The following is a 26,756-nucleotide window of genomic DNA, read 5'->3' as shown; positions in this document are numbered from 1 at the left end:
AAACTATGGAGACGCCGGGACGAGGTCCCGATAACGCCTTAACCACCCGCCAGTCAGTCTACAGTCGGTTTCCACTATGAAATTCCAGATCCGTCCGGCCTCCGAAGTGGCCATCAAAAGTAAGCCCGTCCGCCAGCAGCAAATGCGTCAGTTGCGTCAGAACATTCGCAAGATCCTGATCCGCCTGGACCCGGATATCAGCGTGGAAGGCGCCTGGGACCGGGTTACGGTGGATGTGCCCGATGGCCGTGGCCTGACCGGGCAGGTGGTGGATGAGCTGGTTCGCATACCGGGTATTTCAACCATCCAGGAAGTGGCGGTGTACCCGCTGGTTTCGATGGACGACGTGGCAGAGAAAGCGGTGGCTGCGTTTGCCGCCAGCCTGGCGGGCAAGACCTTTGTGGTGCGGGCGAAGCGCCTGGGGGACCATAGTTTTACCTCCATCGAACTGGAGCGCTTTGTCGGTGGCGCCTTGCTGCAAGCCTCGGAAGCCAAAGGTGTGAGCCTGAAGACTCCCGACATCACCGTGCGGATTGAGGTGCGCCAGGGTGATTTTCTGGTTGCGCTGCGGCGACATCGGGGAGCGGGTGGCTACCCTATGGGGAGTATTGAGTCGGTGATGACCCTGATTTCCGGCGGGTACGATTCCTCGGTGGCAGCCTACCTGATGATGCGTCGGGGCCTGCGAACCCACTTCCTGTTCTTCAACCTCGGGGGCACCGCCCATGAAGTCGGGGTCAAGCAGGTGGTGCATTACATCTGGCAGCGTTATGGCTCCTCCCACCATGCCAAGTTTATCTCGGTGCCGTTTGACGCCGTGGTCGCCGAGATCATGACTTCGGTAAATCATCGTCACTGGGGCGTGGTACTCAAACGTGAGATGCTGCGTGCGGCATCCGCCATTGCCGATGAAAACAACACCATGGGGCTGGTGATGGGCGATGCGGTGGCGCAGGTGTCCAGCCAGACGCTGGCCAACCTCAATGTGGTCGACCGTGCTTGTGATCAGGTGGTGTTACGGCCGCTGATCTCCATGGACAAGGAGAACATCATTAAGATCGCCAGGGATATCGGCACCGAACCCTTTGCCCGTACCATGCCGGAATATTGCGGCGTGATTTCGCAGAAGCCCGCTACCCGCGCCAAGCTTGATCGGGTTCTCCATGATGAAGAGCAGATGAACCCGGCGGTCCTGCAGCAGGCCATCGACAGTCGCACCGAAACCCCGGTGGCGAGCCTGATGGACACCATGACCACGCCCGAGGAGGTCGAGCTGGTGCCGACCCCCGGTGTCGGCGATGTCATCATCGACGTCCGACACCCGTCCGAAAGCGAGCAGTCGCCGCTGACGCTGACCAACAACGAAGTGCTGCACATTCCGTTCTATGAACTGAACCAGAAAATCGCTGAGCTGCCCGCGGATCGCCAGTACCTGTTGTACTGCGACCGGGGCTCCATGAGTCGCATGCACGCCGGTCACCTCAAGGCCGAGGGCTATGGCAACGTCAAGGTCTACACTCCTGGGCGCTGATCGCCTGGCCCGGTGGTTGGCTTTACAAGCGCTGGAGCGGGTATCAAGATGAGGTGAGTGCCTGGCCTGTTCCGGACCGGCACGCCCCATTTGCCGATAGGACGAGGTCGAGATGATTGTGTCACCCCTGTTGCAGCATGTTTCCGGTTACATTGACGGTGAGTGGCAGGACGCGGGGGAGGGGCCGACCTTTGATGTCCATAATCCCGCCAACGGCGAGACCCTGGCGTCGGTGGCGGCGATGGGTGCCAGCGAGGTTATGGCAGCGATCAGTTCCGCGTGCTCGGCGCTGAAGCTGGCGCAGCCTTACCCGCTGGAGATCCGAAAGCAGTGGCTTGAGGAAATCCGCGAGGCGCTGCTGACCCACCGCGACGAGCTCGCCCGTATCCTGTGCTCCGAACACGGCAAACCGCTGGCGGAAGCCCGTGGTGAAGTGGATTACGCGGCCGGATTTTTCGATTATTGTGCCGCCCACATCACGGCGCTGGCCCCTGATGTGCTGGCTGAGCGGCCCCGGGGCTGCTCCTGGACCGTTCACTATCGGCCCATTGGTGTTGTCGGCCTGATCACCCCCTGGAATTTCCCCCTTGGCATGATTGCCAAGAAACTGTCAGCGGCGTTGGCCGCTGGCTGCCCCTCGGTGATCAAACCAGCCAGCGAAACCCCGCTCACCATGATTGCCCTGTTTAGCCTGTTGGATGAATACACCAGTCTGCCACCGGGCATGGTCAACCTGGTGATGGGCCCCGCCAGCGTGATCGGCAAGGTGCTGTGTGACAGCCCGGACGTGCCGATGCTGTCATTTACCGGCTCGACCGAAGTGGGGCGGCGCTTGCTGGTGGAGACCGCGCCACAGGTCAAGAAGCTGTCGCTGGAGCTGGGGGGGAACGCCCCCTTTATTGTCTTTGATGATGCTGACCTTGAGGCTGCCGTCGATCACCTGATGGCCAACAAGTTTCGTGGCGGTGGCCAAACCTGCGTTTGTGCCAACCGGGTCTACGTTCAGCGGGGCGCCCTGGCGCGATTCGAAGCCCTGCTGGCGGAGCGGGTCAATGCGCTGACGGTGGGTGATGGTATGGCGGACGGTGTCGATATCGGACCGCTGATCAACCAGGCGGGTTTCGACAAGGTGCGCCGCCATGTCAGTGACGCCCTTGCCAAGGGCGGCACCCTGGTAGCGGGCCCTGACCCCGTCACGCTGGACAACGCCGGGCTGTTCTATCCGCCGACGGTGGTGTCGGGTGTGACTGCGGAGATGGACTGTGTCCGTGAAGAAACCTTTGGACCGTTTGTGCCCCTGGCAGCCTTTGATGGTGAGCAGGAAGTAGTGGCGCTGGGCAACGACACCGAATTCGGCTTGGCGGCGTATGTCTTTACCCGGGACCCGGAGCGGGCCCAGCGGGTGGCGGCCTGTCTGCGGTTTGGCCATGTCGGCTGGAACACCGGCACCGGTCCGACACCGGAAGCGCCGTTCGGCGGCATGAAAGCCTCCGGGATTGGCCGCGAAGGTGGCGTTGAGGGACTGTTTGAGTTCGTGGAGCCGCAAACCATTCCACGGGGGGACTGAGTCCCCCGGTAATCCTCACCGGAAACCAAAGAATTCTCCTGCTATAATCCCGGACCTGTTCATTTAACCAGTAACGGGTCTTGTCTTATGGATGTCTCCCACATTATCGATTCCCTCAACGACGCCCAGCGTGAGGCGGTGACCGCCCAGAACGATCATCTGCTGGTGCTGGCGGGAGCGGGCAGTGGTAAGACCCGGGTGCTGGTTCACCGGATTGCGTGGTTGATGCAGGTGGATGGCGTGCCGCCCACTGGAATCCTGGCGGTCACCTTTACCAACAAGGCGGCCAAAGAGATGCGTTACCGCATCGAGCAGATGATGCAGATCCCGGCGCGAGGGTTGTGGTTCGGTACGTTTCACGGCATTGCCCACCGCCTGCTGCGCGCCCACTGGCAGGACGCCGGGTTGCCGGAGAACTTCCAGGTCCTCGACAGCGACGACCAGTTGCGGCTGGTGAAACGGGTGATGCGGGAGCAGCAGATCGATGAAACCCGCTGGCCGCCCAAGCAGGTGCAGTGGTTTATCAACGGTCAGAAAGACGAAGGCCTGCGGGCGGGCTACATCCAGGTCAATCCCGGTGACCATTTCACCGAGACCATGGTGAAGGTCTACCAGCAATACGAATCCCTGTGCCAGCAGGGTGGCATGGTGGACTTTGGCGAGCTGCTGCTGCGCTCCCATGAGCTTTGGCTGAATCGGCCGGAGCTGCTGACCCATTACCAGCGCCGCTTCCAGCACATTCTGGTGGACGAGTTCCAGGACACCAATACCATCCAGTACGCCTGGCTCCAGGTGTTGGCTGGCCACCGGGTGCCGATGACCATCGTCGGCGACGATGACCAGTCCATCTACGGCTGGCGGGGCGCCAAGATCGAGAATATCCAGCAGTTCCAGCGGGACTTTCCCAATGCCCGGCTGGTGCGGCTGGAACAGAATTACCGCTCCACCAAAGTGATCCTCAAGGCCGCTAACTCGGTCATCGCCAACAACCAGGACCGGCTCGGCAAGGAGCTCTGGACCGACGGCGCCGAAGGGGAACCCATCAGCCTTTATGCCGCGTTCAACGAGCAGGATGAGGCCAACTACATTGCCGACAGTATTGAAAGCTGGGTGAATGAGGGCAACCTGCGTCGCGAGTGCGCCATTCTCTACCGCTCCAACGCCCAGTCCCGGGTGCTGGAAGAGGCGCTGATGCGACAGGGGATTCCTTATCGAGTCTATGGTGGACTGCGCTTCTACGATCGACAGGAAATCCGTAATGCCCTGGCGTACCTGCGGCTGGTGCATTACCGCCGGGACGACGCCGCTTTCGAACGGGTAGTCAATGTGCCGCCGCGGGGGATCGGCGCCAAGAGCCTGGCCGACCTGCGCAGTTATGCAGGTGAGGTGGGTATTTCCCTGTGGGAGGCCAGCGAGCGGATGTTGCAGGCGGGGCAGGTCAAGGGGCGAGCCAAGACCGGTTTGCAGGCCTTTATCGACATCATCGAGTCGCTGGCAGACAAGGCCGAGCATGCCACCCTGCAAGGTCTGATGAAACAGACCATTGAGGACAGCGGCCTCAAGGACTACCACGCCAACGAAAAGGGTGAAAAAGCCCAGGCCCGTATTGAAAACCTTGAGGAACTGGTCAACGCCCTCTCGGACTACGAAGTGGAAGACGGCGTTGATCCGCTGGCGGAGTTCATCGCCCAGGCCGCGCTGGATGCTGGTGAGGCCCAGGCGGAAGCCCATGAAGACAGCGTCCAGCTGATGACCCTCCACTCCGCCAAGGGCCTGGAGTTTCCGCAGGTGTTTCTGGCTGGGGTGGAGGAGGGCCTGTTCCCCCACAGCATGTCAGTGGAAGAGCCTGGGCGGATGGAAGAGGAGCGCCGTCTGGCCTATGTCGGCATTACCCGGGCGATGAAGAAGTTGGTGCTTACTTACGCTGAATCGCGGCGTATCTACGGCCAGGAAAAGTTCCATGCCCTGTCCCGGTTTGTCCGGGAGATTCCTGCCGATTGTCTGCAGGAAGTGCGCTTGCGTAACACGGTCAGCCGTCCGGCGATGGTGGCGCGTCCCAACGAGGGGCTCTTCGCCAGCGAGTCCAGCGCCCAAGCCGGATTCAGCCTCGGTCAGCGGGTTCGTCACCCGAAATTTGGCGAAGGTGTGGTGATGAACTGTGAGGGTACCGGGCATCATACCCGCATCCAGGTCAATTTCGATGAAGGCGCCAAATGGCTGGTGCTGGCCTATGCGCCGCTGGAGGCGTGTTAGCGGTCTGGTAGTGTGCGATGGAGAGCGTAACCAAGCGTTCGATGGGCCGTCTTCCCTGACTGGCCCGGCGGACAGGTCGGGTTATTGCTCCGGCACTTCCCGGATGCGCCCCTGCTCATCAATCGCAACAAACACGAAGAGTGCTTCGGTCACTTTGCGGGGGCGCTTGGCGGTACGGTCCAGGGTCCAGACCTCCACGTTGATCTTCATGGAGCTACGACCAATGTCCACCAGCTCGCAATAGCAACTGACCGGTGAGCCTACCCGCAGCGGAGACAGGAACTCCATGCGGTCAACAGCTACGGTGGCAGTGCGCCCCTGGGATACGCGTCCGGCAATGGTTGCCGCCGCCAGATCCATTTGCTTGATCAGCCAGCCAGCGTAGACATCGCCGTTGGCATTGGTATCCCCAGGCAGTGGCACCACCTGAATGGTAAGTTCGCCGCGGGGGCGGGGTTTGTCATCGTCTAGTGTCGTCATCATGAGCCACCTGTTGTGATTCTTATTGAGTTCAAGAAAGCCAAAAGCAGCATGTTAACCGCGGTGGGAGGCGCTGCAAATGAAATTGACTTTAAATCGCGCCATTTCCAATCCTTAAACATGTCTGTAATATTTCAAAAGCTGTAACAAAGTTGTCATAGAGGCTGCGTATTCTCCACTCATCGGCTCACCCATGCCGTTAGTCTGTGGATCGGATAAGCCGCCAATTTTCTTAAAAAAGGCGCGATCTGATCCCATCAGCTCACCAAAAGCAGCTTAATAAGCTCAAAGTGATGGAGACGTAACGTGATCAAACTGAAAACAGCTTTTGCCAGCCTGGCGGTTGCCGGCACCCTGGCTGCGGTTTCAACTCCGACCCTGGCCCGCGACACCATCAACATTGTTGGTTCTTCCACTGTTTACCCGTTCGCGACTGTGGTTGCTGAGCACTTTGGCCGCGACACCGATTTCCCGACTCCGAAGCTGGAGTCCACAGGTTCCGGCGGTGGTCTGAAGCTGTTCTGTGCCGGTATCGGTACCCAGCACCCTGACATCACCAACGCTTCCCGCCGTATGAAGGCGAGCGAGTTTGAACTGTGCCAGACTAATGGCGTAGAAGAGATCGTTGAAGTTCAGATCGGCAGCGACGGTATCGTTCTGGCCAGCTCCCAAGAAGCTGAAAACCTGAACGTATCCCTGCAGCAGCTGTTCCTGGCCCTGGCCAAGGAAGTTCCGAACCCGAACGGCAGCGAAGAGCTGGTTGCCAACCCGTACAACAACTGGAGCGACATCGACGCGAGCCTGCCGAACACGGCGATTCGTGTAATGGGACCTCCTCCGACGTCCGGTACTCGTGACGCGTTCAACGAGCTGGCTCTGGAAGGCGGCTGTAAGACTTTCTCCTGGATCAAAGCCATCAAGGACGAAGACAAGAACGCCTATAAGGCCATCTGTCACAGCGTTCGTGAAGACGGTGCTTTCGTTGAAGCTGGTGAGAACGACAACCTGATCGTTCAGAAGCTGACCGCTGACCACTCTGCCTACGGCATCTTCGGCTACAGCTTCCTGGAAGAGAACTCCGGTACTCTGCAGGCCGCTACCGTTGCTGGCTTTGAGCCGACCATGGACAACATCAGTGCTGGCGACTACCCGCTTGCCCGCTCCCTGTGGTTCTACGTGAAGAAGGCTCACGTGGGTGTGGTTCCGGGTATTGCTGAGTACGTTGCCGAGTTCGCCAGCGAAGGCGCCTGGGGCGACAACGGTTACCTGGCAGACGTAGGCCTGATCCCGCTGGATCGTGCTGACCGCATGGCTGCTGCTGAGCGTGCCGCTGCCCTGGAAACTATGACTGGTGACGAGCTGTAAGTCAGCGGGTCATTGTCGAAAGTGGTAACGAAAAGTGCGGGGCCTGTACCCGCACTTTTCGTGTTTAAAAGGCCTGTTTGTCAGTGTCGATTGGCACTGGAAACCGGCTTTCAATAGCAGATACAGAGAGAAACCATGCAACCGGCGAATCTACTTCCACTTATTGTGGTGCTGGTCATTATCGCCTTTGTCCTGGGGTACGCACGGTCACGCGCCCTGGCGGCACCGCTCGGCGGTATCAAGCACCTGAAATCGCTACCTTTCTACTACGCTGCCCGGGCAGCCATGTGGTGTGGATTGCCGGCCCTGTTGGTGCTGGCCTGCTGGCTCGGTTTTGAAGGCAAGGTTATCCAGACCCTGGTGGTTGGCAGTCTGCCAGCCGAACTGCAGCCGGATTCGGCGGGTAAAGCCAGCCTGGTGCTGTCTCAGATCACCAACGTCGCATCCGGAGCCTTGTCAGCGGATTTCGTCCCGCCGGCCATTGTCGAAGCGTCCACCCGGTTGACCAACCTGCAGCAGAGCAGCCAGTTGATGATGACCTTGCTGGTGGTCTGTATCGCGGTTCTCGGTGGTTTCCTGGCCTGGCTGCGCATCGCGCCTCACGTGAATGCCCGGGTTAAATTTGAAACCACCCTGCGCAGAATTTTCTTTGCCTGTGCTGGTCTGGCGATCCTGACCACCGTGGGTATTGTGTTTTCGGTTATTTTCGAGACCGTTCGCTTCTTCGGCAAAGTGCCGATGACTGAGTTCCTGTTTGGTACCTCCTGGAGTCCACAAACTGCGATCCGGGCTGACCAGGTGGGGTCTGAAGGGGCGTTCGGAATGATCCCTCTGTTTGTGGGAACCCTGCTGATCTCGGCCATTGCCATGGTGGTGGCGGTACCGGTTGGCCTGATGTCGGCCATTTACCTCGCCGAATACGCCAGCCCGCGGATGCGCGGCATCGTCAAGCCGCTGCTGGAAATGCTGGCGGGTGTGCCGACGGTGGTTTACGGCTTTTTCGCCGCGCTGACGGTGGCGCCATTCATCTCAGGACTGGCGGCGGCATTGGGGCTGCAGGCGTCTGCGGAAAGTGCGCTGGCGGCGGGCCTGGTGATGGGCGTAATGATTATTCCGTTTGTGTCGTCCCTGTCGGATGATGTGATTAATGCCGTTCCCCAATCCCTGAGGGACGGCTCTCTCGCACTGGGCGCAACCCAGTCCGAGACTGTGAAAAAAGTCATCTTCCCGGCGGCGCTGCCCGGCATCATGGGTGGAATTCTGCTGGCGGTTTCGCGGGCCATCGGCGAGACCATGATTGTGGTCATGGCCGCAGGTCTTGCCGCGAACCTTACTGCCAACCCTCTGGATTCGGTGACTACCGTAACGGTCCAGATTGTCACCTTGCTGGTGGGCGATCAGGAGTTTGACAGCGCCAAGACCCTGGCGGCGTTTGCCCTCGGTATGCTGCTGTTCATCGTCACCCTGGCGCTGAACATCCTCGCTCTCCATGTTGTTAGAAAATATCGGGAACAGTATGACTAACTCAACTTCGCAGGCGGAAATTGTCCGCCAGTCGCTGAAGCGACGTTACCGTAAGGAAAGGCGTTTCCGGGCCTATGGTATAACGGCCATTGCGTTGGCCATCACTGCCCTGGTGGTGCTGTTCAGCGACATCATCAGCAAAGGCCATACTGGCTTTCTCAAGACGACTGTGACCCTGGAGGTGACTTTCGATCCTGAGATCATGTACCTGGAGGACGCCACCGATCCTGCCCAGATTCGTAATGCGGATTACCTGGCGCCCCTAATGGCGGCCCTGAAGCGGGAGTTTCCGGAGGTCTCCGGCCGCAGTGGGGAACGGGCTCTGAAAGGGCTGCTCAACAGCTATTCCTCCAGTGAAGTGAAGGACCTGGTGGTGGCTAATCCGGCGGTCATGGGTACCACGCAGACACTGACCTTTGTGGCCAGCGATGACGTCGATGTATTCGTCAAACACCGTGATGACAGCAGCTACTCGCTCAAACTGACCGAGGAACAGCAGGCGTGGACGCTGGCCCTGATGGAGCGTGGGGTGATCGACACCTCGTTCAACGATGTGTTCTTCACCCATGGTGACAGCCGCGACCCCGGCCATGCCGGTGTCCTGGGTGCCATTGTCGGGTCTTTGCTGACCATGGCGGTAACCCTGTTGTTGTCATTCCCCATTGGTGTTGCGGCGGCGATCTATCTGGAGGAATTTGCTCCCCAGAATCGTCTGACCGACTTCATTGAGGTCAACATCAACAACCTGGCGGCGGTTCCCTCGATCATCTTTGGTCTGCTGGGCCTGGCGATCTTTATCAACCTGTTCGGTATGCCTCGCTCGGTACCGGTGGTGGGTGGTCTGGTGCTCATGCTGATGACCCTGCCGACCATCATCATTTCCAGCCGCGCAGCCATCAAGAGTGTGCCGCCGTCCATTCGCGAAGCGGCGGAAGGCATTGGCGCCTCCAAGATGCAGGTGGTTTTGCACCATGTCTTGCCACTGGCGATGCCCGGCATGCTCACCGGTTCGATTATCGGTATGGCGCAGGCTCTGGGTGAAACGGCCCCGCTGCTGCTCATTGGTATGGTGGCCTTTATTGTTGATGTCCCGGACGGCTTCTTCAGTTCGGCGACGGTCTTGCCGGTCCAGATTTTCCTGTGGGCGGGTAGCCCGGAACTGGGCTTTATTGAACGCGCGTCGGCAGCCATTATGGTGCTGTTGACCTTCCTGATCAGTATGAACGCATTGGCCATCTGGCTCCGTAAACGTCTTGAGCGCCGGTGGTAAGGAGAATCCCATGAGTACTTTGAATACCAGCATTACCACTGATACGGCCCAGCGCGAAACAACGACACAGGACGCCGTGTCCATGGCGAAGGAAAAACCGGCGGAAGCGGCGATTGAATACGGCAAGACGGTGGGTACCCCGTTTGCCGACGACGCCAAGTTCTGTCTGCGGGATGTTGAAGTGTTCTACGGCGATACCCAGGCAATCAAGGGCATCAGCCTCGACATTGCCCGCAACGAGGTTATTGCCTTTATCGGTCCGTCAGGCTGCGGTAAGTCAACATTCCTGCGCTGTCTGAACCGGATGAACGACAGTATTGATATCTGTCGTGTGAAAGGGCGCCTGGAACTGGATGGCCAGGACCTCTACGATCCCAAGCGCGATGTGGTGGAATTGCGGGCTCGGGTGGGCATGGTTTTCCAGAAGCCCAACCCGTTCCCGAAATCAATCTACGATAACGTTGCCTACGGCCCACGTATCCATGGTCTGGCGAATCGCAAGTCGGAACTGGATGACATCGTTGAAGACAGCCTGCGCAAGGCTGGCTTGTGGAACGAGGTCAAGGATCGCCTGGATGCACCGGCAACCGGTATGTCTGGTGGTCAGCAGCAGCGTCTGTGTATCGCCCGTACCATTGCGGTAAGCCCGGAAGTGGTGCTGATGGACGAGCCCTGCTCGGCGCTGGATCCGATCGCGACCGCCAAGGTGGAAGAGCTGATCGCGGAGTTGTCACAGAGCTACACCATCATCATCGTAACCCACTCCATGCAGCAGGCGGCCCGGGTATCGCACCGTACCGCTTACTTCCACCTGGGGCACCTGGTTGAAGTCAACGACACCGACAAGGTGTTCACGGCGCCAGAGCATGAGTTGACTGAATCTTACATCACCGGCCGTTTCGGCTGATTGTCGCTGCGACGGATTGATCAGGAGAAGAAAGAGCTATGCCTACACAACAGGATGATGTTTACGGTGATCACATTTCCAATCAGTTCAACGAAGAACTGGCGGAGCTGAAAACCGAGTTTCTGAAAATGGGTGGATTGGTCGAGCAGCAGCTGATGGACGCAGTCCAGGCGCTGATCGAAAACGACAGCCAGCTGGCGGAAGATGTCCGTGCCCGTGACAAAGCGGTGGACCGAATGGAAGTGGCCATCGACGAGGAAGCGACCCGGGTTATTGCCCGTCGCCAGCCGACTGCCCGCGACCTGCGCCTGGTGGTTTCGGTGATCAAGATGGTGAACGACCTGGAGCGGGTGGGCGATGAGTCCAAGAAAATTGCCAAGTTTGCCATTGGCTTGTCAGAGGAAGGACAGGCGCCCCGTGGCTATGTGGAAACCCGTCACATTGGAAACCACGTTGCCAGCATGTTGCACGATGCCCTCGATGCCTTTGCCCGCCTTGACTCTGAACAGGCTCTGAGGGTGATGAAGGAAGACAAGCGGGTCGACGAAGAGTATCAGGCGGCGACCCGTACGCTGTTGACCTTCATGATGGAAGATACCCGCAATATCTCCCGCTGCATGTCGGTGATGTGGGTGCTTCGTGCGCTGGAGCGCGTGGGCGACCACGCCTGCAATATTGCCGAGAACGTCATTTTCATGGTGAAGGGTGAGGACATCCGTCACACCTCCATGGAACGGGCCGAGGAAGTTGTGAAGCGGTAATCCGTTTCACTGCAAAAAAAAAGCCGGTACAGGGAAACCTGAACCGGCTTTTTTTATGGGCCTGACGTGGGTCGGATCAGGCCTGTTTCATACGATCCGTGTATGGAGGCCAGCCCAGGGGTTTACCCGCCAGCAGGTGCAGGTGAATGTGGAACACGGTCTGGCCGGCATTTTCGCCGCAGTTCATCACGGTGCGGTAACCGTCGTCGGCAAAGCCCATCTCTTCGGCGAGTTTGGCCGCCACCAGGTACAGGTGGCCCACCAGTTCGCGGTCGGCGGGGTCCAGGTCGTTGATGGTGGCGATCGCCTGCTTGGGGATGATCAGCAAGTGCACCGGGGCCTGGGGGTTGATGTCGCGGAATGCCAGGCAGAGGTCATCCTCGTAGACGATGTCGGCGGGAATTTCCCGGTTGATGATCTTGGTGAAAATCGTTTCTGACATGGCGGTTGGGTCCTTACCGTGGTTAAAAGTGTGCTGGCATCGCTGCCGGTTCAGGGCAGCGGCAGTGCAGGTAAACGGCTGGCCAGTAACTGCAGCGCCGCTGGCAGTTCCTCCTCAATGCCCATGGCATAGCGGGCCACGCGATTTTTCGCAAAGGGAAGCGCCTGGGCCAGGCCCAGCCCCAGGTTTCGGGCCAGGTGCAGCGGTGGAATGCGGTTGCTGAACAGGTAGTAGAACAGGTCCATGGCCAGCATCATGCGGCGGTTGGCCGGGCGACGCAGCTGTTCATAGCGTTGCAGGCTGGTGCGGTCCGCCAGGTCCAGACCATTGCGGCGACACTCCTTCAGCAGATCCTGCAGACAGAGGGCGTCCTGGAAACCGAGGTTGACGCCCTGGCCGGCCAAGGGGTTGATGGTGTGTGCGGCGTCGCCCACCAGTGTAATCCGGCCGTGGCTGTACTGTTTGGCATGCTGGCGGGCAATGGGGAAGCTGGCGCAGGCATCGACATGGGTCAGCGTGGGCAGCTCCTGCGGGAACGCCTGTTGAATCCGCGCCAGCAGTGCTGGTCTATCCAGGGCCTTAAGCTGGTTCAGGGTATCCGGGCTGTCGTACCAGACCAGCGACGCCCAGCTCTCACCAGGGTAATCTTCGCCCGCGCTGTGCAGTGGCAGGAAAGCGCGAGGGCCACTGGGATGGAAGGCCTGCCAGGTAATATCCTCGACGGTACCGCGATAACGCACGGAAATCACCATGGCTTGCTGGCCATACTGGTCCCGCTCGGTGCCAATGCCTGCCATGTCCCGCACCCGGGATTGGGCGCCATCGGCACCCACCACCAGCTGACAGGTCAGCTCAGTGCCGTCATCAAGCATGACTGTGGCCTGATCTTCCTGCTGACTGACCGCCTGCACGCTGCAGCCTATCAATAGCGAAACCGTTGGCTGATCGCTGGCGCATTGCCACAGTGAGCGCTGGGTAACGCGGTTTTCGACGATATGGCCCAGGTGACTGGTTTTAAGGTCCTGGGCACTGAACACGGTGCGCCCGAGCGTTGCTGGAAGTAGGTTGCTCAATGGATGGCGGGCGGCATCCCATACCCCGAGACGGGCGTAAGGGGTGGCTCGCATGGCGATTATCCGGTTCCAGGCACCCAGTTGCCGCAGATAGCGTTCGCTGCCGGCGCTGATGGCTGAGACTCTGAGGTCGGGCGGTTGGGTCGGGTCGAAGTCTGCGGCGGTATCGCGGTCGACCAAGGCGACACGAAAACCATTCTGGCCAAGACCGGTGGCAAGGGCTGCGCCAACCATCCCGGCTCCAACCACCACAATGTCATACGCTTGCGTCATAGGAGTATCCTGTCCGAGGCCCCCAAGTTTACGCGATGGGGCCACGGAGACAAGCGTACCCGCTCATTGGCGGGTAAATGATGACCTGGGGCAGAATTCTGGCGGACTAATACCCCATAAGGTCCGGTGAAATAAGGTCATCTGTTTGTAGTCGCCGGGGCTTCTGGCCCTTACGTAGCCAAGCCGGTTTCTGAGCGCCGGGTTTGGTAAAGCCCTGGTTAATCACTACTGGATGGACGAGTTCCAGAAAGTCCTTGGTTTTCATGTGGATAGATTCGGTATGGGTGCCGGCGGCAAAGGCCAGTTCGGGTTGGTTGGTCAGCGCTTCGCTGACATAAACCGACATATCAAAGAGGTTGCCAAACGGTGGCATGGCGCCGACCTCACAGTCCGGGAAACGGTCCTGGAATTCCTGCTCGTCCGCCAGGTCGAGAAAGTCGGTGTCGAGGATGCTGCTGAGCCGATCCCAACGGACCCGCCAGGTTGCGGGCATGACCAGCATGGCCATTTTGCCGTCCAGTTCAATGATGACGGTTTTGGCGACCCGGTCGCCGGCGATTTGAACGTGATGGGCCAGCTGCTGGGCCGTGAACGCAGGAGGGTGGGGCAGGCACATGTATTCAACGCCCGCCTGATCGAGAAACTCTTTCAACTGTTGTACCGGCATTGTTACAGCCTCCTACCAGCAATGACAGTTTACCGGTTGGTCGTCAGTCGGTGGTGCCAACCGTACGTAGGGGTGGCAAAGGAGTCGGCTGCACACCCTTACCCGTCAGCTTAGCCAAGACAGGGAAGAATGCTAGAGGTTTTCGAAGGGTTTTGAGAGCTCTGTCCCACTTGGTGATGGGTGTGGGGGGGAGAGGGAACCCCGGATGGGGTTCCCGGTATGGCACAGGCTTAGTCAGCCTTGTACAGGTGAACGTCACGTTGAGGGAAAGGGATGGAAATACCTTCGGCATCGAAGGTCTTCTTCACGTTTTCCTGCATATCGAAGTAAATGCCCCAGTAATTTTCGGCCTTTGCCCAGACGCGGACCGTAAAGTCCACCGAGCTGTCGTTGAGTTTGCCGACAACCACCATGGGGGCAGGGTCTTTGAGAACCCGCTCGTCCTGCTCCAGCAGTCGGGTTATGACCGCTTTGGCCTTGCTGATGTCATCGCCGTAGCCAATGCCAAAGGTCATGTCGACGCGACGGGTATCGTAGGCGCTGAGGTTGATCAGGCTGGAGTTGGACAGGTTGCCGTTGGGAATGACAATACGGCGGTTGTCGAAGGTGTTGAGGACGGTGTAGAGGATCTGGATTTCCACAACGGTACCCAGGTAGCCCTGGGCTTCGATTACATCGCCAACCTTGAACGGTTTGAAGATCAGGATCAGCACACCACCGGCGAAGTTGGAAAGGCTGCCCTGCAGAGCCAGGCCGACGGCCAGACCGGCCGCACCCATAATGGCGACAAAGGAGGTTGTGGCGATGCCAACCATCGACGCGACCGAGATCAGCAGCAGGATCTTGAGGGTGGCACTGATCAGCCCGCCCAGGAATTTGCCCAGTGTCGGATCTTTGGCCGAGAGCCGGGCGTCGAGAACGCGCACCATCCGGTTGATAAGCCACAGGCCTACTATCAGGGTGATGACGGCGAGTATCACCTTGGGAGCGTAAGTCATGATCATGCTGGTCGCCTGATCCATCAGCTCGGCGGCTTGTCCGTTCGTTCCGAAGAGGTCTTCCATTCGAACTCCTTGTTCAGATCTGAGGTTTTTTTAGGGAAACGGGTAAGTCAGTGAGCGCCCAACGATCACGGGCTCTGCTCCTGTTTATAGCAGAGTATGGTATTGGCCGTGTAGCGGTTATGACAGTCTGGGCGAAATTATGTTGCTGAAGTAAAAGAAAAAGCTGTCAAAAAGGGCCTTCGAGTCAGGCTCCGCTCCAGGCAACCAGCTCGTCGGGGTTACCTCGAACGACAATGCGCCCTTCTTTCTGGCTGAGCTGGTAGTCGTACATGGGGTCGTAATAGTCGACCAGCAATTGCTGGATCCAGGCATCGTGGCCCCCCAGGTTGTCTTGGGTGCGCTGTTGCTGGAGGGCTGACTCCATCAGTTGGTGTAACTGTTGATAACGTTCTCCGCCCAGTCGTTTGCGGATGCGGTGGAGGGCGCTAAGCAGGTAGTCGCTGAAGTTACTCCAGCCAGCTTCTTCGCCATCCCGTTCGCAGTAGGCGGCGAGCATGTCCTCAACATAGTCCTCGCGGATAATACGGATGCGTTCCTCTATCGGACGCTCCAGAATCATGAGTTCGGCTTCTGCCATCCGGGCTCGCAGGGCATCGGACAGGCTGCAGCGGCCAATCAGTTTGCTTTCATCTTCCAGGTAGATGGGGCCCTTGTGGTGGTGGCTGGCCTTGAGCATGGCAACGGCAAGGGCATTTTCGAAGTCTATCTGCCCTGGCTGTGGTGACACCTGTCGGCCGAAACTGGAGCCCCGGTGGTTGGCCAGCGCCTCGAGGTCGACCGGGTTGGGCAGGCGTGCGAGCACCCGAGTCTTGCCGGTCCCGGTTTTGCCGCTGAGGATGCGGAACGAAGCCGAGGCTGTGAGCTGCTCAAGGCTGTCAATCAGGAAGCGGCGCATGGCCTTGTAGCCGCCGCTTACCAGAGGGTACTCAAGGCCCGCTTCCTGCAACCAGCGCTGGGTCAGTTGCGAACGCAGTCCGCCACGGAAACAGAACAGGTAACCGTCCGGATTCTGCAGCGCGAAGCGCTTCCAGGCAGCAATTCGCTCCGCCTTGATGTCACCGGACACCAGCTGATGTCCCAGTTCAATAGCCTTGGGCTGGCCCTTTTCCTTATAGCAGATGCCCACCCGGTGACGCTCGTCGTCGTTCATCAGCGGGGCATTGATGGCTTGCGGGAAGCTGCCTTTGGCAAACTCGACCGGTGCCCGGACATCCATCAGGGGAATGTCGTTCAGGAACAGCTGGAGGTAATTGTCGGTATTCGGTCTGGACATGGGCTTGCGTGATTCACTGCACCGGAATGGAAGGCGCAGTATAGCGGAATCGGCGGATTATTGTCCTTGGCGGATGCCGGATGGCGTCAGGGACATTAGAATGTCGGCCTTTCCCCGTATCACAGGAAACACCATGTCCGCACAAACTCTGGATCGCCACCTGCAGAAGACCCTGAGCCGAGGGCGCGTGGCGGTAACCCGGCCCGCTGGCTGTCCCGCTATTGAGCTCTACCTGTTCGACCCGCAGGTATTGCAAGGCCCGCTCAGTCATGACGAGGCCCAGGCGGTGGTGGGCGAGCCGGCCTACTGGTCATTTTGCTGGGCCAGCGGGCAGGTGTTGGCAAAGTGGATACTTGATCACCCGGAGCTGGTGGCGGGGAAGCGGGTGCTGGATTTCGGCAGCGGGTCGGGAGTGGTAGCGATTGCTGCCGCTCTCGCGGGCGCGGCCGAGGCGATTGCCTGTGACCTGGATCCGGCGGCGCTGGATGCGGCGGAAGCCAATGCCGCCTTGAACGGTGTTGCGTTGACCCGCTGCGATGACTGGTACCAGCGCCCGTCGGGAGTGGAGGTAATCACCGCTGCTGATGTGCTTTATGATGCGGACAACCGAGGCTTTCTGGCGGAGTTCAGGGCTGCGGCCCCCCAGGTGCTGCTGGCCGATTCCCGAGTCAAGGATCTGGGCGATCCGGAGTATCGTCGGCAGGCGGTGATTGAAGCCCGCACCTGGCCGGATCTCAACGAGTTTGAAGAGTTTAATCAGGTGCGTATCTACCAGACAAGCTGAGTGCCCATCTGGGCGAACCGCCGGTCGTCATCGGTTAGTAACAAGGAAACCGCTATATAAATGGCGGAATGGGAAAGTAGAGGCGTTCAGATGATGCGGGAATTGTTGCTGCTCCGTCACGGCAAGTCCGACTGGCGGCAGCCGGTATCGGATTTTGATCGCCCACTGCGTAAGCGGGGGCGACAGGGTGCCAAGCGTATTGGAGAGTGGCTGGTGGAGCAGGCACTGGCACCGGATTATGTGCTGTCTTCGCCTGCGGAACGGACGGTATCGACGGCCGAAAAGTGTGTGCGGGCGCTGGGGCGAAAAGCCCCCTGGGTTCACACCGACAAACGACTGTACCTGGCAGACGCTGAGGTGTTGCTGGCGGCGTTGCAGACGGTGCCTGGTGATTGTCAGCGGGTGCTGCTGGTCGGTCATAACCCGGGGTTGGAAGACCTGGTGCGCCAGCTGGCTTCTATGCCCCCGCAAACGCCGGACGATGGCAAATTGATGGCGACAGCAACGTTGGCGCACTTCCGGGTGACAGGCGAGTGGAGTGAGGTGTCTTGGGGGGCAGCCGAGCTGGTGGAGATCGTTCGGGCGAGAATGCTGGCAGAATCGGTACCGGAAGACGACTGAGCCCGGGTGTTATAGGACAATAAAAAAAGGGCAACCATGGGTTGCCCTTGCTCGGAACGGTCGCGACATCCATTGTCGCGTCTGGTGAAACTGCAACAGCCATGTTGCATCACTATCCTGTTTGCCACTCCGTGGCTCGCCGCTCCATGGCGCCAGCTTCCTAGCCAGCGATCCAGATTGTTATCCCTAAAGCCTAGCGTCCGTGAGTCCTTGCTTCTCCCCGCTTCCAGTTGCAGGGGTGCTTCCTAGCGTCTTCCGTATTCCCTGTCATCCTTGACGGCTTCACTATACCAATTCGACTTTGACGGATTTGTGACGGATTTCCATCGGTGTTCTGGGGGAATTTTGATCAAAGAAAATAAATAATAAAAAACAGGTGGTTACGATTTTGTTTGGACGACTGCCAATGGCTGCCTACGCAAGGATTCCGAACTGTCTTACGTCAGCGTGAGATATTTCCTACATGGAAAATGGCGATATTCTCCATTGCTCCAGCCTGGGTTAAAGCGGTGATTCGGAAACCGGGGGCGGTAGCAGGGGCCATAGCGCCATACCCAGCATTATTCCAACGCTGTCGGCGAGCATATCGGCCAGAGAAAATTCGCGATGAGGCAGTGGCCACTGGATCAGTTCAATGGCTACGCCATAGGCTGCGACGAGCGCGAGCAGGACAGCGGGGTGACTTCTCGGCCAACTCAGACGGGCCAGTAGGGTCAGCTCCATGAATGCCACTAGATGGTTGAGCTTGTCGCTGGGGGAGGGCGGCATCAATTCACTGCCGGATGTGGTGGCCAGGTAGAGAATGGCGATAGCGGATATGGCCAAGGCCAGTCGCCAAAGTGGTTGGTAACGAAGTACGGTAAACAGCTGGCTTTTCAGGGGCGTCATGGTCCGGTTTCGGCTGTGGCAAGGGCCGCAACATGATATGCTTTGCGCCCCACCCCTGTCATTGCGGTAGTGACCACTGGAGAGCCCGCTTCTATGTTCAACGGCAACTTCTTCCACGGCCTTGGCTATCTGGGCGAAGGGTTTCGGCTGATAAAACAGCCCGGTCTGCGGCTGTTTGTAATTATCCCATTGATGATCAATCTCGTGCTGTTTGTCAGTATGGCGTACTTCATGGCGACGGCCTTCTCGTCGCTGATTGAGACGGCCATGGGCTGGCTGCCGGACTGGGCCTGGTTGCAGAGCCTGGACTGGTTGTTCTGGCTGCTCTACGGCGCGGTCATCCTGTTAATGCTGGCCTACGGTTTCGTGGTGGTGGCCAACCTGATCGGTTCACCGTTCTATGGCTACCTGGCGGAATTGACAGAAAAACACCTGACGGGGGAGGAGCCTACGGTTGAAGGCGGTTGGGCGCAGATCGTCCGCGACATCCCCCGGGCGCTTTGGCGAGAGGTGCAGAAGATCCTCTATTACCTGCCCCGCGCGCTGGGGTTGTTCATTATTGGATTGATTCCCGTCATCAACCTGGCTGCGGCGGTGCTGTGGTTCATCTTCAATAGCTGGATGATGGCCTTGCAGTATGTCGACTACCCTGCGGATAACAACCGGGTCAGCTTTCCCATGTTGAAAAAGCAGCTGGCCCAGCGGCGGTTGTCTGCGCTGGGGTTCGGGTTTCCAGTGGCGCTGGCGGCGATGGTGCCGGTGCTCAATCTGTTAGTTGTTCCTGCTGCGGTTTGCGGTGCCACCGCCTTCTGGGTGCGTGAATCCCGTTTGCCGGTAAAGACATAAGTTGGAGGTTTTTTGGATACGTCAGATTTCGTCATAGGACAACGCTGGGTCAGTCACAGTGATACCGGACTGGGCCTCGGCATTGTGACGGAGGTTTCCGGTCGTCGGGTGACCCTGGGTTTTCCCGCGGCTGATGAGGAGCGCACCTACGCGATTGATAGCGCGCCGCTGGCTCGGGTGATTTTCCAGGTTGGTGAACAGATCGAAACCTTCGAGGGCGACCGGCTGACGGTTCGCGAGGCAGAAGACCTGGGCGGGGTCATGCTTTATCACGCCGATGATGGCAGTGACACCCTGAAACAGATTTCAGAAGTCAGGCTGAGCAGTGTGGTGAACTTTTCGGCACCGCAGCAGCGACTGTTTGCCGGACAATTCGATCGCAACGGTGCTTTCCGGTTGCGGGTGGCGGCCCTGCAACACATGGAGCGGTTACGTGCATCCCCTGCACAGGGGCTGATTGGAGCCCGCACCCAGCATCTGCCTCACCAGATCCATATTGCCCATGAAGTGGCGACCCGATTCGCCCCTCGAGTGTTGTTGGCGGACGAGGTAGGACTGGGTAAGACCATTGAAGCCGGGATGGTCATTCATTATCAGCTTCACACCGAACGTGCCCGACGGGTATTGATTGTGGTGCCTGAGTCGCTGCTGCATCAGTGGCTGGTGGAAATGCTGCGTCGTTTTAACCTGCGTTTCTCCATCGTCGATCAGGACCACTATGGTGACGACTATGACCAGGACAGCGAAGAGCCCATCGAGCGGGACAACCCGTTTGAGGGTCAGCAGCTGGTGCTGTGTAGTCTGGACTTCCTGACCCGCAATCGTGAAGCCCAGAAAGACATGCTCGCGGCGGGATGGGACCTGGCGGTTGTCGATGAGGCCCATCACCTGGCCTGGAGTCCTGAGGGCGCGAGTCCGGAGTACCAGGTCGTGGAGCGCCTGGCCGATATTTCCCGTGGTCTCCTGTTGCTGACGGCAACGCCAGAGCAGGTGGGGGTGGCCAGTCACTTCGCCCGTCTGCGCTTGCTCGACCCGGCCCGTTTTCACAGCCTTGAAGTGTTTCGCCAGCAGGAACAAGATTACGAGCAGGTCAATCAGGTGGTTCGCCGCTTGTTGGCCAGTTCTGGGCTGCCGGACGACAACGACCAGGCGGTTCTGGCCGGGTGGTTGGGGGACGATTTGCCAAACCTGATGCAGGCCGAAGAGCCGGTTGCCGCCATTGTGGACGCCCTGCTTGATCGCCATGGTACGGGCAGGGTGCTGTTCCGTAACACCCGTGCTGCGATTCAGGGCTTTCCGGAACGCCGGCCAGAGCCGGTGCCACTGCCCTGCCCGGATCTGTACGCTGATGCTCACGGGATGGCAGCGTTGGCCCCTGAACGGGCCGTTGCCGACGAGGCCTGGCTGGCTGAGGACCCGAGAGTCGCGTGGCTGGAAAAGACGCTGACGGGTCTGAAGCGGGAGAAGGTGGTGGTGATCTGCGCCCATGCGGAAACGGCGATGGCGCTGGAATACCACCTGCAGTTACGGGCGGGCATCCGTAGTGCGGCCTTTCATGAGCACCTGAGCCTGATTGAGCGTGACCGGGCTGCGGCGTATTTTGCCGAAAACGAGCAGGGTGCCCAGGCACTGATCTGCTCGGAGATTGGCAGTGAGGGCCGCAACTTCCAGTTCGCTCACCATCTGGTGCTGTTTGACCTGCCGGCCAATCCGGACCTGCTGGAGCAGCGCATTGGTCGTCTCGACCGTATTGGTCAGTCAGAAACCATTCATATCCACCTGCCGTATCTGCAGGGGACCACCCAGGAAGCCCAGTACCGCTGGTTCCACGAAGGGCTGAATGCGTTTGCTGAGAGCTGTGCTGTGGGCGTGGCCGTTCAGGAGACGGTGATGGATGCCTGGCAGGCGGTGATCAACGGCGAAGACGGGGCTGATCTGGAGGCGCTGGTGGCCGCCAGCCGTACCGAGGCGGACCGCCTCCGTGCCCTGCTGCAGAATGGCCGGGATGCGCTCATTGAGCTGAACTCCTGTCGTCGGGAACAGGCGCAAGCCCTGATTGCCCAGATCGAAGAGGAAGAGAGCTCCGTGCAAGTGCGGGAATTCATGATGGAGGCGTTTGATATTCTCGGGGTGGATGTGGAAGACCATTCAGAGCATGCCGATATACTGAAGCCCAGCGAACAGCGGCATACCGGCCATGTTCCCGACCTCCCGGAAGACGGCCTGACCGTCACCTGGGACCGGCGCCAGGCGCTGGAACGGGAAGACATGGCCTTCATGAGCTGGGAGCATCCTTTGGTAACGGGCGTGCTGGAATCCGTGACCAGCACGGATCTTGGCAAGGCCGCCCTGGCGAGTATGTCGGTCAAAGGGCTGCCCCCAGGTACCCTGATGCTGGAAGGACTGTTCCGTGTGCACTGCCCATCGCCGGATGCCCTGGAACTTTCCCGCTACCTGCCGCTGTCGCCCCTGCGGCTGCTGGTGGATGTGCGTGGACGGGACCTGTCAGCGGCGTTGCCACACGACCGGCTTAATGATCTGTGCTCCAACATTCGCCGCCGTACTGCGCAGGCGGTGGTGCCAAAGATCCGCACAGAAGTGGAAACCATGGTGGGGCACATAGAACGGCTGTCGGCGGATCATCTGGAGCCGCTGCGTGAGGCGGCCCTGGCGCGGGTGAAAGGTTTCCTGCAGCCAGAGATCCAGCGTCTGGAGGCACTGCGGAAGACCAATCCTGCCATTCGTGACGAGGAAATCGACTTCTTCCGCGACCAGCTGGCGATGAGCGAAGAAGCCCTGGCGCGCGCCACCCTGGTGCTGGAAGGCATTCGTGTGATCGTGACCTCGTAACGGCGGGCCTGGTGCTGGCGACCGGTCTGGTGATCGGGTAACGTGGTGCCAGGTGATTTAACGGTTTTGCCCCTGGTCGTAGGGTGACCCTGGGGCAGTGAATTTCAGGATAACCAACGGGAAAGAGAGGCTACCATGACCTGGTTTCTTCTGTTTGTTGCCATTGCCGGACTACTGATGGTGATGGCCAGGGAGTCTGGCGCAAAGCCGGCCATTATGGTGTTGGCGGCGGTGGGTGTGGTGTCCCTGCTGTTTGCTTCCGGCACGCTGGCCCTGGTGTTGTTTATTGCCGCTGGCGCGGTGGCCGCGGCGGGTCTTCCGGGCTTTCGTCAGAGCTGGTTGACGGGACGAATGTTCGACACCTTCAAGAAGGTTGCTCCGAAGGTTTCCGAGACCGAGAAGACTGCCCTTGAAGCCGGTACTGTTGGTTGGGACGGAGAGCTGTTCAGCGGGCGGCCGGATTGGCACAACCTGTTGATCAACCGCAATACCGGTTTAACTGAAGAAGAGCAGGCCTTTGTCGATGGTCCCTGCGAAACCGCCATTGCCATGTGCAATGCCTGGGACGTGGCGGTGGAGCGCGCGGACCTGCCGCAGGAAGCGTGGGACTTCCTCAAGAAAGAAAAATTCTTCGGCATGATCATTCCCAAGTCCTACGGTGGCCTTGGCTTTTCCGCCAAAGCCCAGTCCGCGGTGCTGCAGAAGCTGGCGCCCAATGAGTCGCTAATGGTCACCGTGGGTGTGCCTAACTCCCTGGGGCCCGGTGAGCTGCTGCTGAAATACGGCACTGACGAACAAAAGAACCATTATCTCCCGCGTCTGGCCGATGGCCGTGAAATTCCCTGTTTTGGCCTGACCGGGCCCCGGGCGGGTTCCGATGCGACGTCTATCCCCGATACCGGCATTGTTTGTAAGGGGACCTACGACGGTAAGGAAGTTATTGGCCTTCGCCTCAATTTTGAAAAACGCTGGATTACCCTGGCGCCAGTCGCCACCGTGGTGGGGCTGGCGTTCCGCATGTTTGATCCGGACGGATTGCTCGGTGATACTCGTGACTACGGCATTACCTGTGCCCTGGTGCCCCGGGATACCGACGGCATGGAGATTGGCCGGCGCCACTGCCCGGTTGGCAGTCCCTTTATGAATGGGCCCATCGTCGGTAAGGACGTGTTCATTCCCCTGGAATTTATTATCGGTGGTCAGGAAATGGCGGGGCAGGGCTGGCGGATGCTGGTGGAGTGCCTGTCGGTCGGGCGTTGCATCACCTTGCCGTCCGGTGCGGCCGGAGCTGCGGCTTATGCGGTGGGCACCGCCGGTGGTTTCACCCGGGTGCGCCGGCAGTTCAATACACCGGTGGCTGAGATGGAAGGGGTGCAGGAGCCACTGGCCCGCATTGCCGCCCACGCCTACATTACCCGGGCGGCGGTCAACCAGACCGCCAACATGGTGGACAACGGGGAAAAGCCCGCGGTGCCATCGGCGATCCTCAAGTACCACCTGACGGAATTCCAGCGTCAGACTCTGGCCGACGCGATGGATGTCCACGGCGGCAAGGCGGTGACCCTGGGTCCCCGCAACTACCTGGGCATCAGCTACGCTGGCGTGCCGGTGTCGATCACCGTTGAAGGCGCGAATATCATGACCCGTAGCCTGATGATCTTTGGTCAGGGCGCGATCCGTTGTCATCCTTATGTGTTGCAGGAACTGGCGGCTAAGGATAACGACGACCAGATGGCCTTTGACGAAGCCTTCTTCGGCCATGCCGGCCTGATCTTCGGGAACGCGGCCCGTGCCTTTACCCAAGCGCTGGGACTGGGTCGCCCGGAAGTGCCTTTTGACAGTGTCTCTCGCCGCTATGCTCAGGCTGTCGCCCGCTTCAGTGCGGCATTCGGACTGTGTTCCGACGCGGCCATGACCACGCTGGGGGCGGAGTTGAAAATGCGTGAACTGATCTCGGCGCGACTGGGTGACGTCCTTGCCAACCTTTACCTGGCCTCCATGGTTCTGAAGCAGTGGTATGAAGCACGACCGGTGGAAAGCGAGGAGGAGTTGATGAGCTACAGCCTGCAACTGCTGCTCCACCGGGCGGAAAAGGCGTTGGATGAATTCCTGCTCAACCTGCCCAACCGGCCGGTTGCCATGGCCTTGCGGGCAATCACGCTGCCACTGGGACGGCGCTGGCATGCGCCCGGGGATGACCTGACCCGTGTGGTGGCCAGGGCCATGTCCACGGATACCGCCTTGCGTGGAAGCCTGCTGGAAGGCGCCTGGACGTCTGTAAGCGAGGGTAGCGCACAAAATCCGGTGGCCAGTTACAACCACCTGCTTAAGGGCTACGCACGGGCGGAAGGGCTGTATCGCAAGGTTGCCAAGGCCTACGGAAAAGGTGAGCTGCCGGTTGAATCCCTGCACCCTGAACAACGGGTGGAGTCTGCGCTGGAGGCCGGCCTGCTGTCGGCTGAGGAAGCGGAATTCATGCGTGATTACGAAGCCCGTGTTCTCGAAATGCTGACTGTGGATGATTTTGCATTCGACGCCTTTGCCCGCAACCAGGAAACCCTGGTCCGGCATTCCGCAGCGTAGTGCATAGTTTGGTGACGCGGGTAGTGACGAAAGGGAAGCGCCAATGAGCCTGTGGTGGTCTGCTTTGGCTGTCAGCACCGGCGCCATCATTGGCGCTAATCTGCGGTGGTTGCTGGGACTGTGGCTGAATACGCCCTACCATGTGATACCGGTGGGCACACTGGTAGCCAATCTGGCCGGAGGCTGGCTGATCGGTATACTGATCAGCTACTTTAGCCATGGCACCACGCTGGCCCCGGAGTGGCGTCTGTTTGCGGTCACCGGGCTTTGTGGCGCGCTGACGACGTTTTCCACCTTTTCCCTGGAAATGTACGCCGCCCTTCAGGGCGGCAAGTACCTGATGGCCGTCACTGGCAGCCTGGCGCATTTGCTGGGCAGCCTGCTGATGGTGTTGCTGGGGGTCATGACTTACAACTGGCTAAAGGGCTGAGTATTCTCACCTATTATATTGAAAATGCCCTTGGCAAGTCAGGGAACTAAGAGTAGAGTGCTCACTGAAGGAAAGATTAGCAAAGCATTTCATGAATAAGACGTATTCCGCCGTAGTGTGTAGTGCATCGTCCTGTTTTTGAACCCGCGCGTTGAGTTTTTCCCTATAAACGTCCGTCACCGTGAGTGTGGCGGCAGTAATATGATTGATTTCAGGAAGTGTAAGCATGTCTACTACTACCGGTACCGTTAAATTCTTCAACGAAGCGAAAGGTTTTGGTTTCATCACCCGTGAAGGTGGTCCTGACGTATTCGTTCACTACAGCGCAATTCAGGGCAACGGTTTCAAGACCCTGGCTGAAGGCCAGCAGGTTGAGTTCACCGTTACCCAGGGCCAGAAAGGTCCTCAGGCGGAGAACGTTGTTGCTCTGTAATTAACAGGCAATAACTAAAAAGGCAGCTTAGGCTGCCTTTTTTTGTGCCTGTAGGTTTTTCGTTTAACGCCCGAACAGCTCCTGATAGAAGGCCAGGGTGCCGCGCCAGGTGCGCTCGGCAGCCTGTTCGTCATAGGCGACGGGCATGCCAAAACGTTCGGCCACGACATCGGCGTCCGGGTTGCTGAACGAATGCTTCACGCCGGGATAGCTGGTCAGGGTTAAATCAACGCCCGCGGACTGCATTTCATGAACCAGCGCGGCGACCTGGTCGGCCGGAACCATTTGGTCTGCTCCGCCGGTATAGACCTGAACCCGTGCCTTGACCCGTCCGGGTTCGGCCTGAATCGGGCTGGCCAGGGAGCCATGGATGCTAACAACACCAGCCAGATCCATCCCCATCCGCGCCATGTTCAGGACCACTGCGCCACCGAAGCAGTAGCCCTGGGCAGCGATCTTGCTCGCATCCACCGTTGGCTGATCCTGAAGCAGCCGCATGGCTGCCTCGAACCGTTCGCGAATGACGTCGCTGTTTTCCGTGGCGGCCTGCATGAACTGGCGGGCGTTATCGGGATGGTCGGCCACCTTGCCACTGCCGTACATATCCAGGGCAAAGGCGGTGAAGCCCTCGGTAGCGAGCCGTTCCGCTTGCTGGCGGGCAAACTCGTTGTGCCCCCACCACTCATGAACGATCAGGATGCCGGGCCGCTGACCGCTGATCTGGTCATCGTAAGCAAGGTAGCCGGTGAATTGATCATCGCCTACCCGGTAGTTGATTTCCTCGGTGTGCAGCTCGGCTTGAACCAGCGCAGGGGCGATTGCCAGCACGATCAGGGGGTGGAGCAGGGCATGGGGCTTCATTGCATTCCCT

The 26,756-nt window shown here is 59.2% G+C and carries 23 protein-coding genes; 15 read left to right on the top strand and 8 right to left on the bottom strand.

Annotation, left to right across the window (positions count from 1 at the left end; translation table 11 throughout):
• Positions 1 to 76 precede the first annotated feature (76 nt).
• The 3 genes from thiI to uvrD all read left to right on the top strand — a co-directional run bounded on the left by thiI (position 77) and on the right by uvrD (position 5,351).
• Positions 77 to 1,531, top strand: coding sequence for a tRNA uracil 4-sulfurtransferase ThiI (gene thiI / locus BMZ67_RS01490; RefSeq protein WP_092020147.1), 1,455 nt, complete (start codon positions 77 to 79; stop codon positions 1,529 to 1,531).
• A gap of 112 nt (positions 1,532 to 1,643) precedes the next feature.
• Positions 1,644 to 3,098 carry an NAD-dependent succinate-semialdehyde dehydrogenase gene (locus tag BMZ67_RS01485; protein ID WP_092020146.1) on the top strand — a complete coding sequence of 485 codons (1,455 nt, stop codon included), beginning with the start codon at positions 1,644 to 1,646 and terminating at the stop codon, positions 3,096 to 3,098.
• 87 nt (positions 3,099 to 3,185) lie between these two features.
• Positions 3,186 to 5,351: a DNA helicase II gene (uvrD, locus tag BMZ67_RS01480; RefSeq protein ID WP_092020145.1), complete on the top strand. Its 2,166-nt coding sequence runs from the start codon at positions 3,186 to 3,188 to the stop codon at positions 5,349 to 5,351.
• 81 nt (positions 5,352 to 5,432) lie between these two features.
• Here uvrD and BMZ67_RS01475 read toward each other — a convergent pair whose 3' ends face one another.
• Complete coding sequence (locus BMZ67_RS01475; RefSeq protein WP_092020144.1) at positions 5,433 to 5,831, bottom strand: acyl-CoA thioesterase; 399 nt, start codon at positions 5,829 to 5,831, stop codon at positions 5,433 to 5,435.
• Between the two features lie 306 nt (positions 5,832 to 6,137).
• On the opposite strand from BMZ67_RS01475, the gene BMZ67_RS01470 reads away from it, so the two are divergent.
• From BMZ67_RS01470 to phoU, 5 genes are all read left to right on the top strand, one after another.
• On the top strand, positions 6,138 to 7,196 hold the full coding sequence (locus tag BMZ67_RS01470; protein ID WP_092020143.1) for a substrate-binding domain-containing protein: 1,059 nt from the start codon (positions 6,138 to 6,140) through the stop codon (positions 7,194 to 7,196).
• Between the two features lie 135 nt (positions 7,197 to 7,331).
• Positions 7,332 to 8,720, top strand: a complete 1,389-nt coding sequence (pstC, locus tag BMZ67_RS01465) for a phosphate ABC transporter permease subunit PstC (RefSeq protein ID WP_092020142.1) — start codon at positions 7,332 to 7,334, stop codon at positions 8,718 to 8,720.
• Positions 8,713 to 9,990 carry a phosphate ABC transporter permease PstA gene (pstA, locus tag BMZ67_RS01460; RefSeq protein WP_092020141.1) on the top strand — a complete coding sequence of 426 codons (1,278 nt, stop codon included), beginning with the start codon at positions 8,713 to 8,715 and terminating at the stop codon, positions 9,988 to 9,990. Before pstC ends, pstA begins: the two co-directional genes overlap by 8 nt.
• A gap of 10 nt (positions 9,991 to 10,000) precedes the next feature.
• Positions 10,001 to 10,897: a phosphate ABC transporter ATP-binding protein PstB gene (pstB, locus tag BMZ67_RS01455; protein WP_092020140.1), complete on the top strand. Its 897-nt coding sequence runs from the start codon at positions 10,001 to 10,003 to the stop codon at positions 10,895 to 10,897.
• 38 nt (positions 10,898 to 10,935) lie between these two features.
• Complete coding sequence (gene phoU, locus BMZ67_RS01450) at positions 10,936 to 11,658, top strand: phosphate signaling complex protein PhoU (RefSeq protein WP_092020139.1); 723 nt, start codon at positions 10,936 to 10,938, stop codon at positions 11,656 to 11,658.
• A 76-nt stretch (positions 11,659 to 11,734) separates the two neighbouring features.
• On the opposite strand, the gene BMZ67_RS01445 is transcribed toward phoU, so the two are convergent.
• From BMZ67_RS01445 to mnmH, 5 genes are all read right to left on the bottom strand, one after another.
• Positions 11,735 to 12,100 (bottom strand): histidine triad nucleotide-binding protein, encoded by a 366-nt coding sequence (locus BMZ67_RS01445; RefSeq protein ID WP_092020138.1) that lies wholly within the window; start codon positions 12,098 to 12,100, stop codon positions 11,735 to 11,737.
• Positions 12,101 to 12,150: 50 nt separating this feature from the next.
• On the bottom strand, positions 12,151 to 13,446 hold the full coding sequence (locus BMZ67_RS01440; protein WP_092020137.1) for an FAD-dependent monooxygenase: 1,296 nt from the start codon (positions 13,444 to 13,446) through the stop codon (positions 12,151 to 12,153).
• 106 nt (positions 13,447 to 13,552) lie between these two features.
• On the bottom strand, positions 13,553 to 14,113 hold the full coding sequence (locus tag BMZ67_RS01435; protein ID WP_092020136.1) for an aminoacyl-tRNA deacylase: 561 nt from the start codon (positions 14,111 to 14,113) through the stop codon (positions 13,553 to 13,555).
• Positions 14,114 to 14,343: 230 nt separating this feature from the next.
• On the bottom strand, positions 14,344 to 15,177 hold the full coding sequence (locus BMZ67_RS01430) for a mechanosensitive ion channel family protein (protein ID WP_092020135.1): 834 nt from the start codon (positions 15,175 to 15,177) through the stop codon (positions 14,344 to 14,346).
• 184 nt (positions 15,178 to 15,361) lie between these two features.
• Positions 15,362 to 16,450 carry a tRNA 2-selenouridine(34) synthase MnmH gene (gene mnmH / locus BMZ67_RS01425; RefSeq protein WP_092020134.1) on the bottom strand — a complete coding sequence of 363 codons (1,089 nt, stop codon included), beginning with the start codon at positions 16,448 to 16,450 and terminating at the stop codon, positions 15,362 to 15,364.
• 133 nt (positions 16,451 to 16,583) lie between these two features.
• On the opposite strand from mnmH, the gene BMZ67_RS01420 reads away from it, so the two are divergent.
• Together BMZ67_RS01420 and BMZ67_RS01415 are read left to right on the top strand one after the other, a co-directional pair.
• Positions 16,584 to 17,234 (top strand): 50S ribosomal protein L11 methyltransferase, encoded by a 651-nt coding sequence (locus BMZ67_RS01420; protein ID WP_092020133.1) that lies wholly within the window; start codon positions 16,584 to 16,586, stop codon positions 17,232 to 17,234.
• A 60-nt stretch (positions 17,235 to 17,294) separates the two neighbouring features.
• Positions 17,295 to 17,855 (top strand): SixA phosphatase family protein, encoded by a 561-nt coding sequence (locus tag BMZ67_RS01415; protein ID WP_217642439.1) that lies wholly within the window; start codon positions 17,295 to 17,297, stop codon positions 17,853 to 17,855.
• A 501-nt stretch (positions 17,856 to 18,356) separates the two neighbouring features.
• Here the strand turns inward: BMZ67_RS01415 and BMZ67_RS01410 are convergent.
• Entirely contained in the window at positions 18,357 to 18,743 is a 387-nt protein-coding gene (locus tag BMZ67_RS01410; protein WP_092020132.1) for a VanZ family protein, read from the bottom strand.
• Between the two features lie 93 nt (positions 18,744 to 18,836).
• Here BMZ67_RS01410 and cysZ point away from each other — a divergent pair, with 93 nt between their 5' ends.
• From cysZ to BMZ67_RS01385, 5 genes are all read left to right on the top strand, one after another.
• Positions 18,837 to 19,589, top strand: coding sequence for a sulfate transporter CysZ (cysZ, locus tag BMZ67_RS01405; protein ID WP_092020131.1), 753 nt, complete (start codon positions 18,837 to 18,839; stop codon positions 19,587 to 19,589).
• 12 nt (positions 19,590 to 19,601) lie between these two features.
• A complete protein-coding gene (gene rapA, locus BMZ67_RS01400; protein ID WP_092020130.1) occupies positions 19,602 to 22,439 on the top strand; it encodes an RNA polymerase-associated protein RapA in 2,838 nt (945 codons plus the stop codon).
• Between the two features lie 135 nt (positions 22,440 to 22,574).
• Positions 22,575 to 25,022 (top strand): acyl-CoA dehydrogenase, encoded by a 2,448-nt coding sequence (locus BMZ67_RS01395; protein WP_092020129.1) that lies wholly within the window; start codon positions 22,575 to 22,577, stop codon positions 25,020 to 25,022.
• 49 nt (positions 25,023 to 25,071) lie between these two features.
• Entirely contained in the window at positions 25,072 to 25,452 is a 381-nt protein-coding gene (gene crcB / locus BMZ67_RS01390; protein ID WP_092020881.1) for a fluoride efflux transporter CrcB, read from the top strand.
• Positions 25,453 to 25,678: 226 nt separating this feature from the next.
• Positions 25,679 to 25,885: a cold-shock protein gene (locus BMZ67_RS01385; RefSeq protein ID WP_091810972.1), complete on the top strand. Its 207-nt coding sequence runs from the start codon at positions 25,679 to 25,681 to the stop codon at positions 25,883 to 25,885.
• A 63-nt stretch (positions 25,886 to 25,948) separates the two neighbouring features.
• On the opposite strand, the gene BMZ67_RS01380 is transcribed toward BMZ67_RS01385, so the two are convergent.
• Positions 25,949 to 26,746, bottom strand: coding sequence for a dienelactone hydrolase family protein (locus BMZ67_RS01380; RefSeq protein ID WP_092020128.1), 798 nt, complete (start codon positions 26,744 to 26,746; stop codon positions 25,949 to 25,951).
• Positions 26,747 to 26,756: the final 10 nt, after the last annotated feature.

Origin of the sequence: Marinobacter zhejiangensis (assembly GCF_900114775.1) — a bacterium.
GTDB lineage: Bacteria > Pseudomonadota > Gammaproteobacteria > Pseudomonadales > Oleiphilaceae > Marinobacter > Marinobacter zhejiangensis.
The sequence above is the reverse complement of the archived record's forward strand: the minus strand, read 5'-3'. Positions and strand labels throughout refer to the sequence as shown.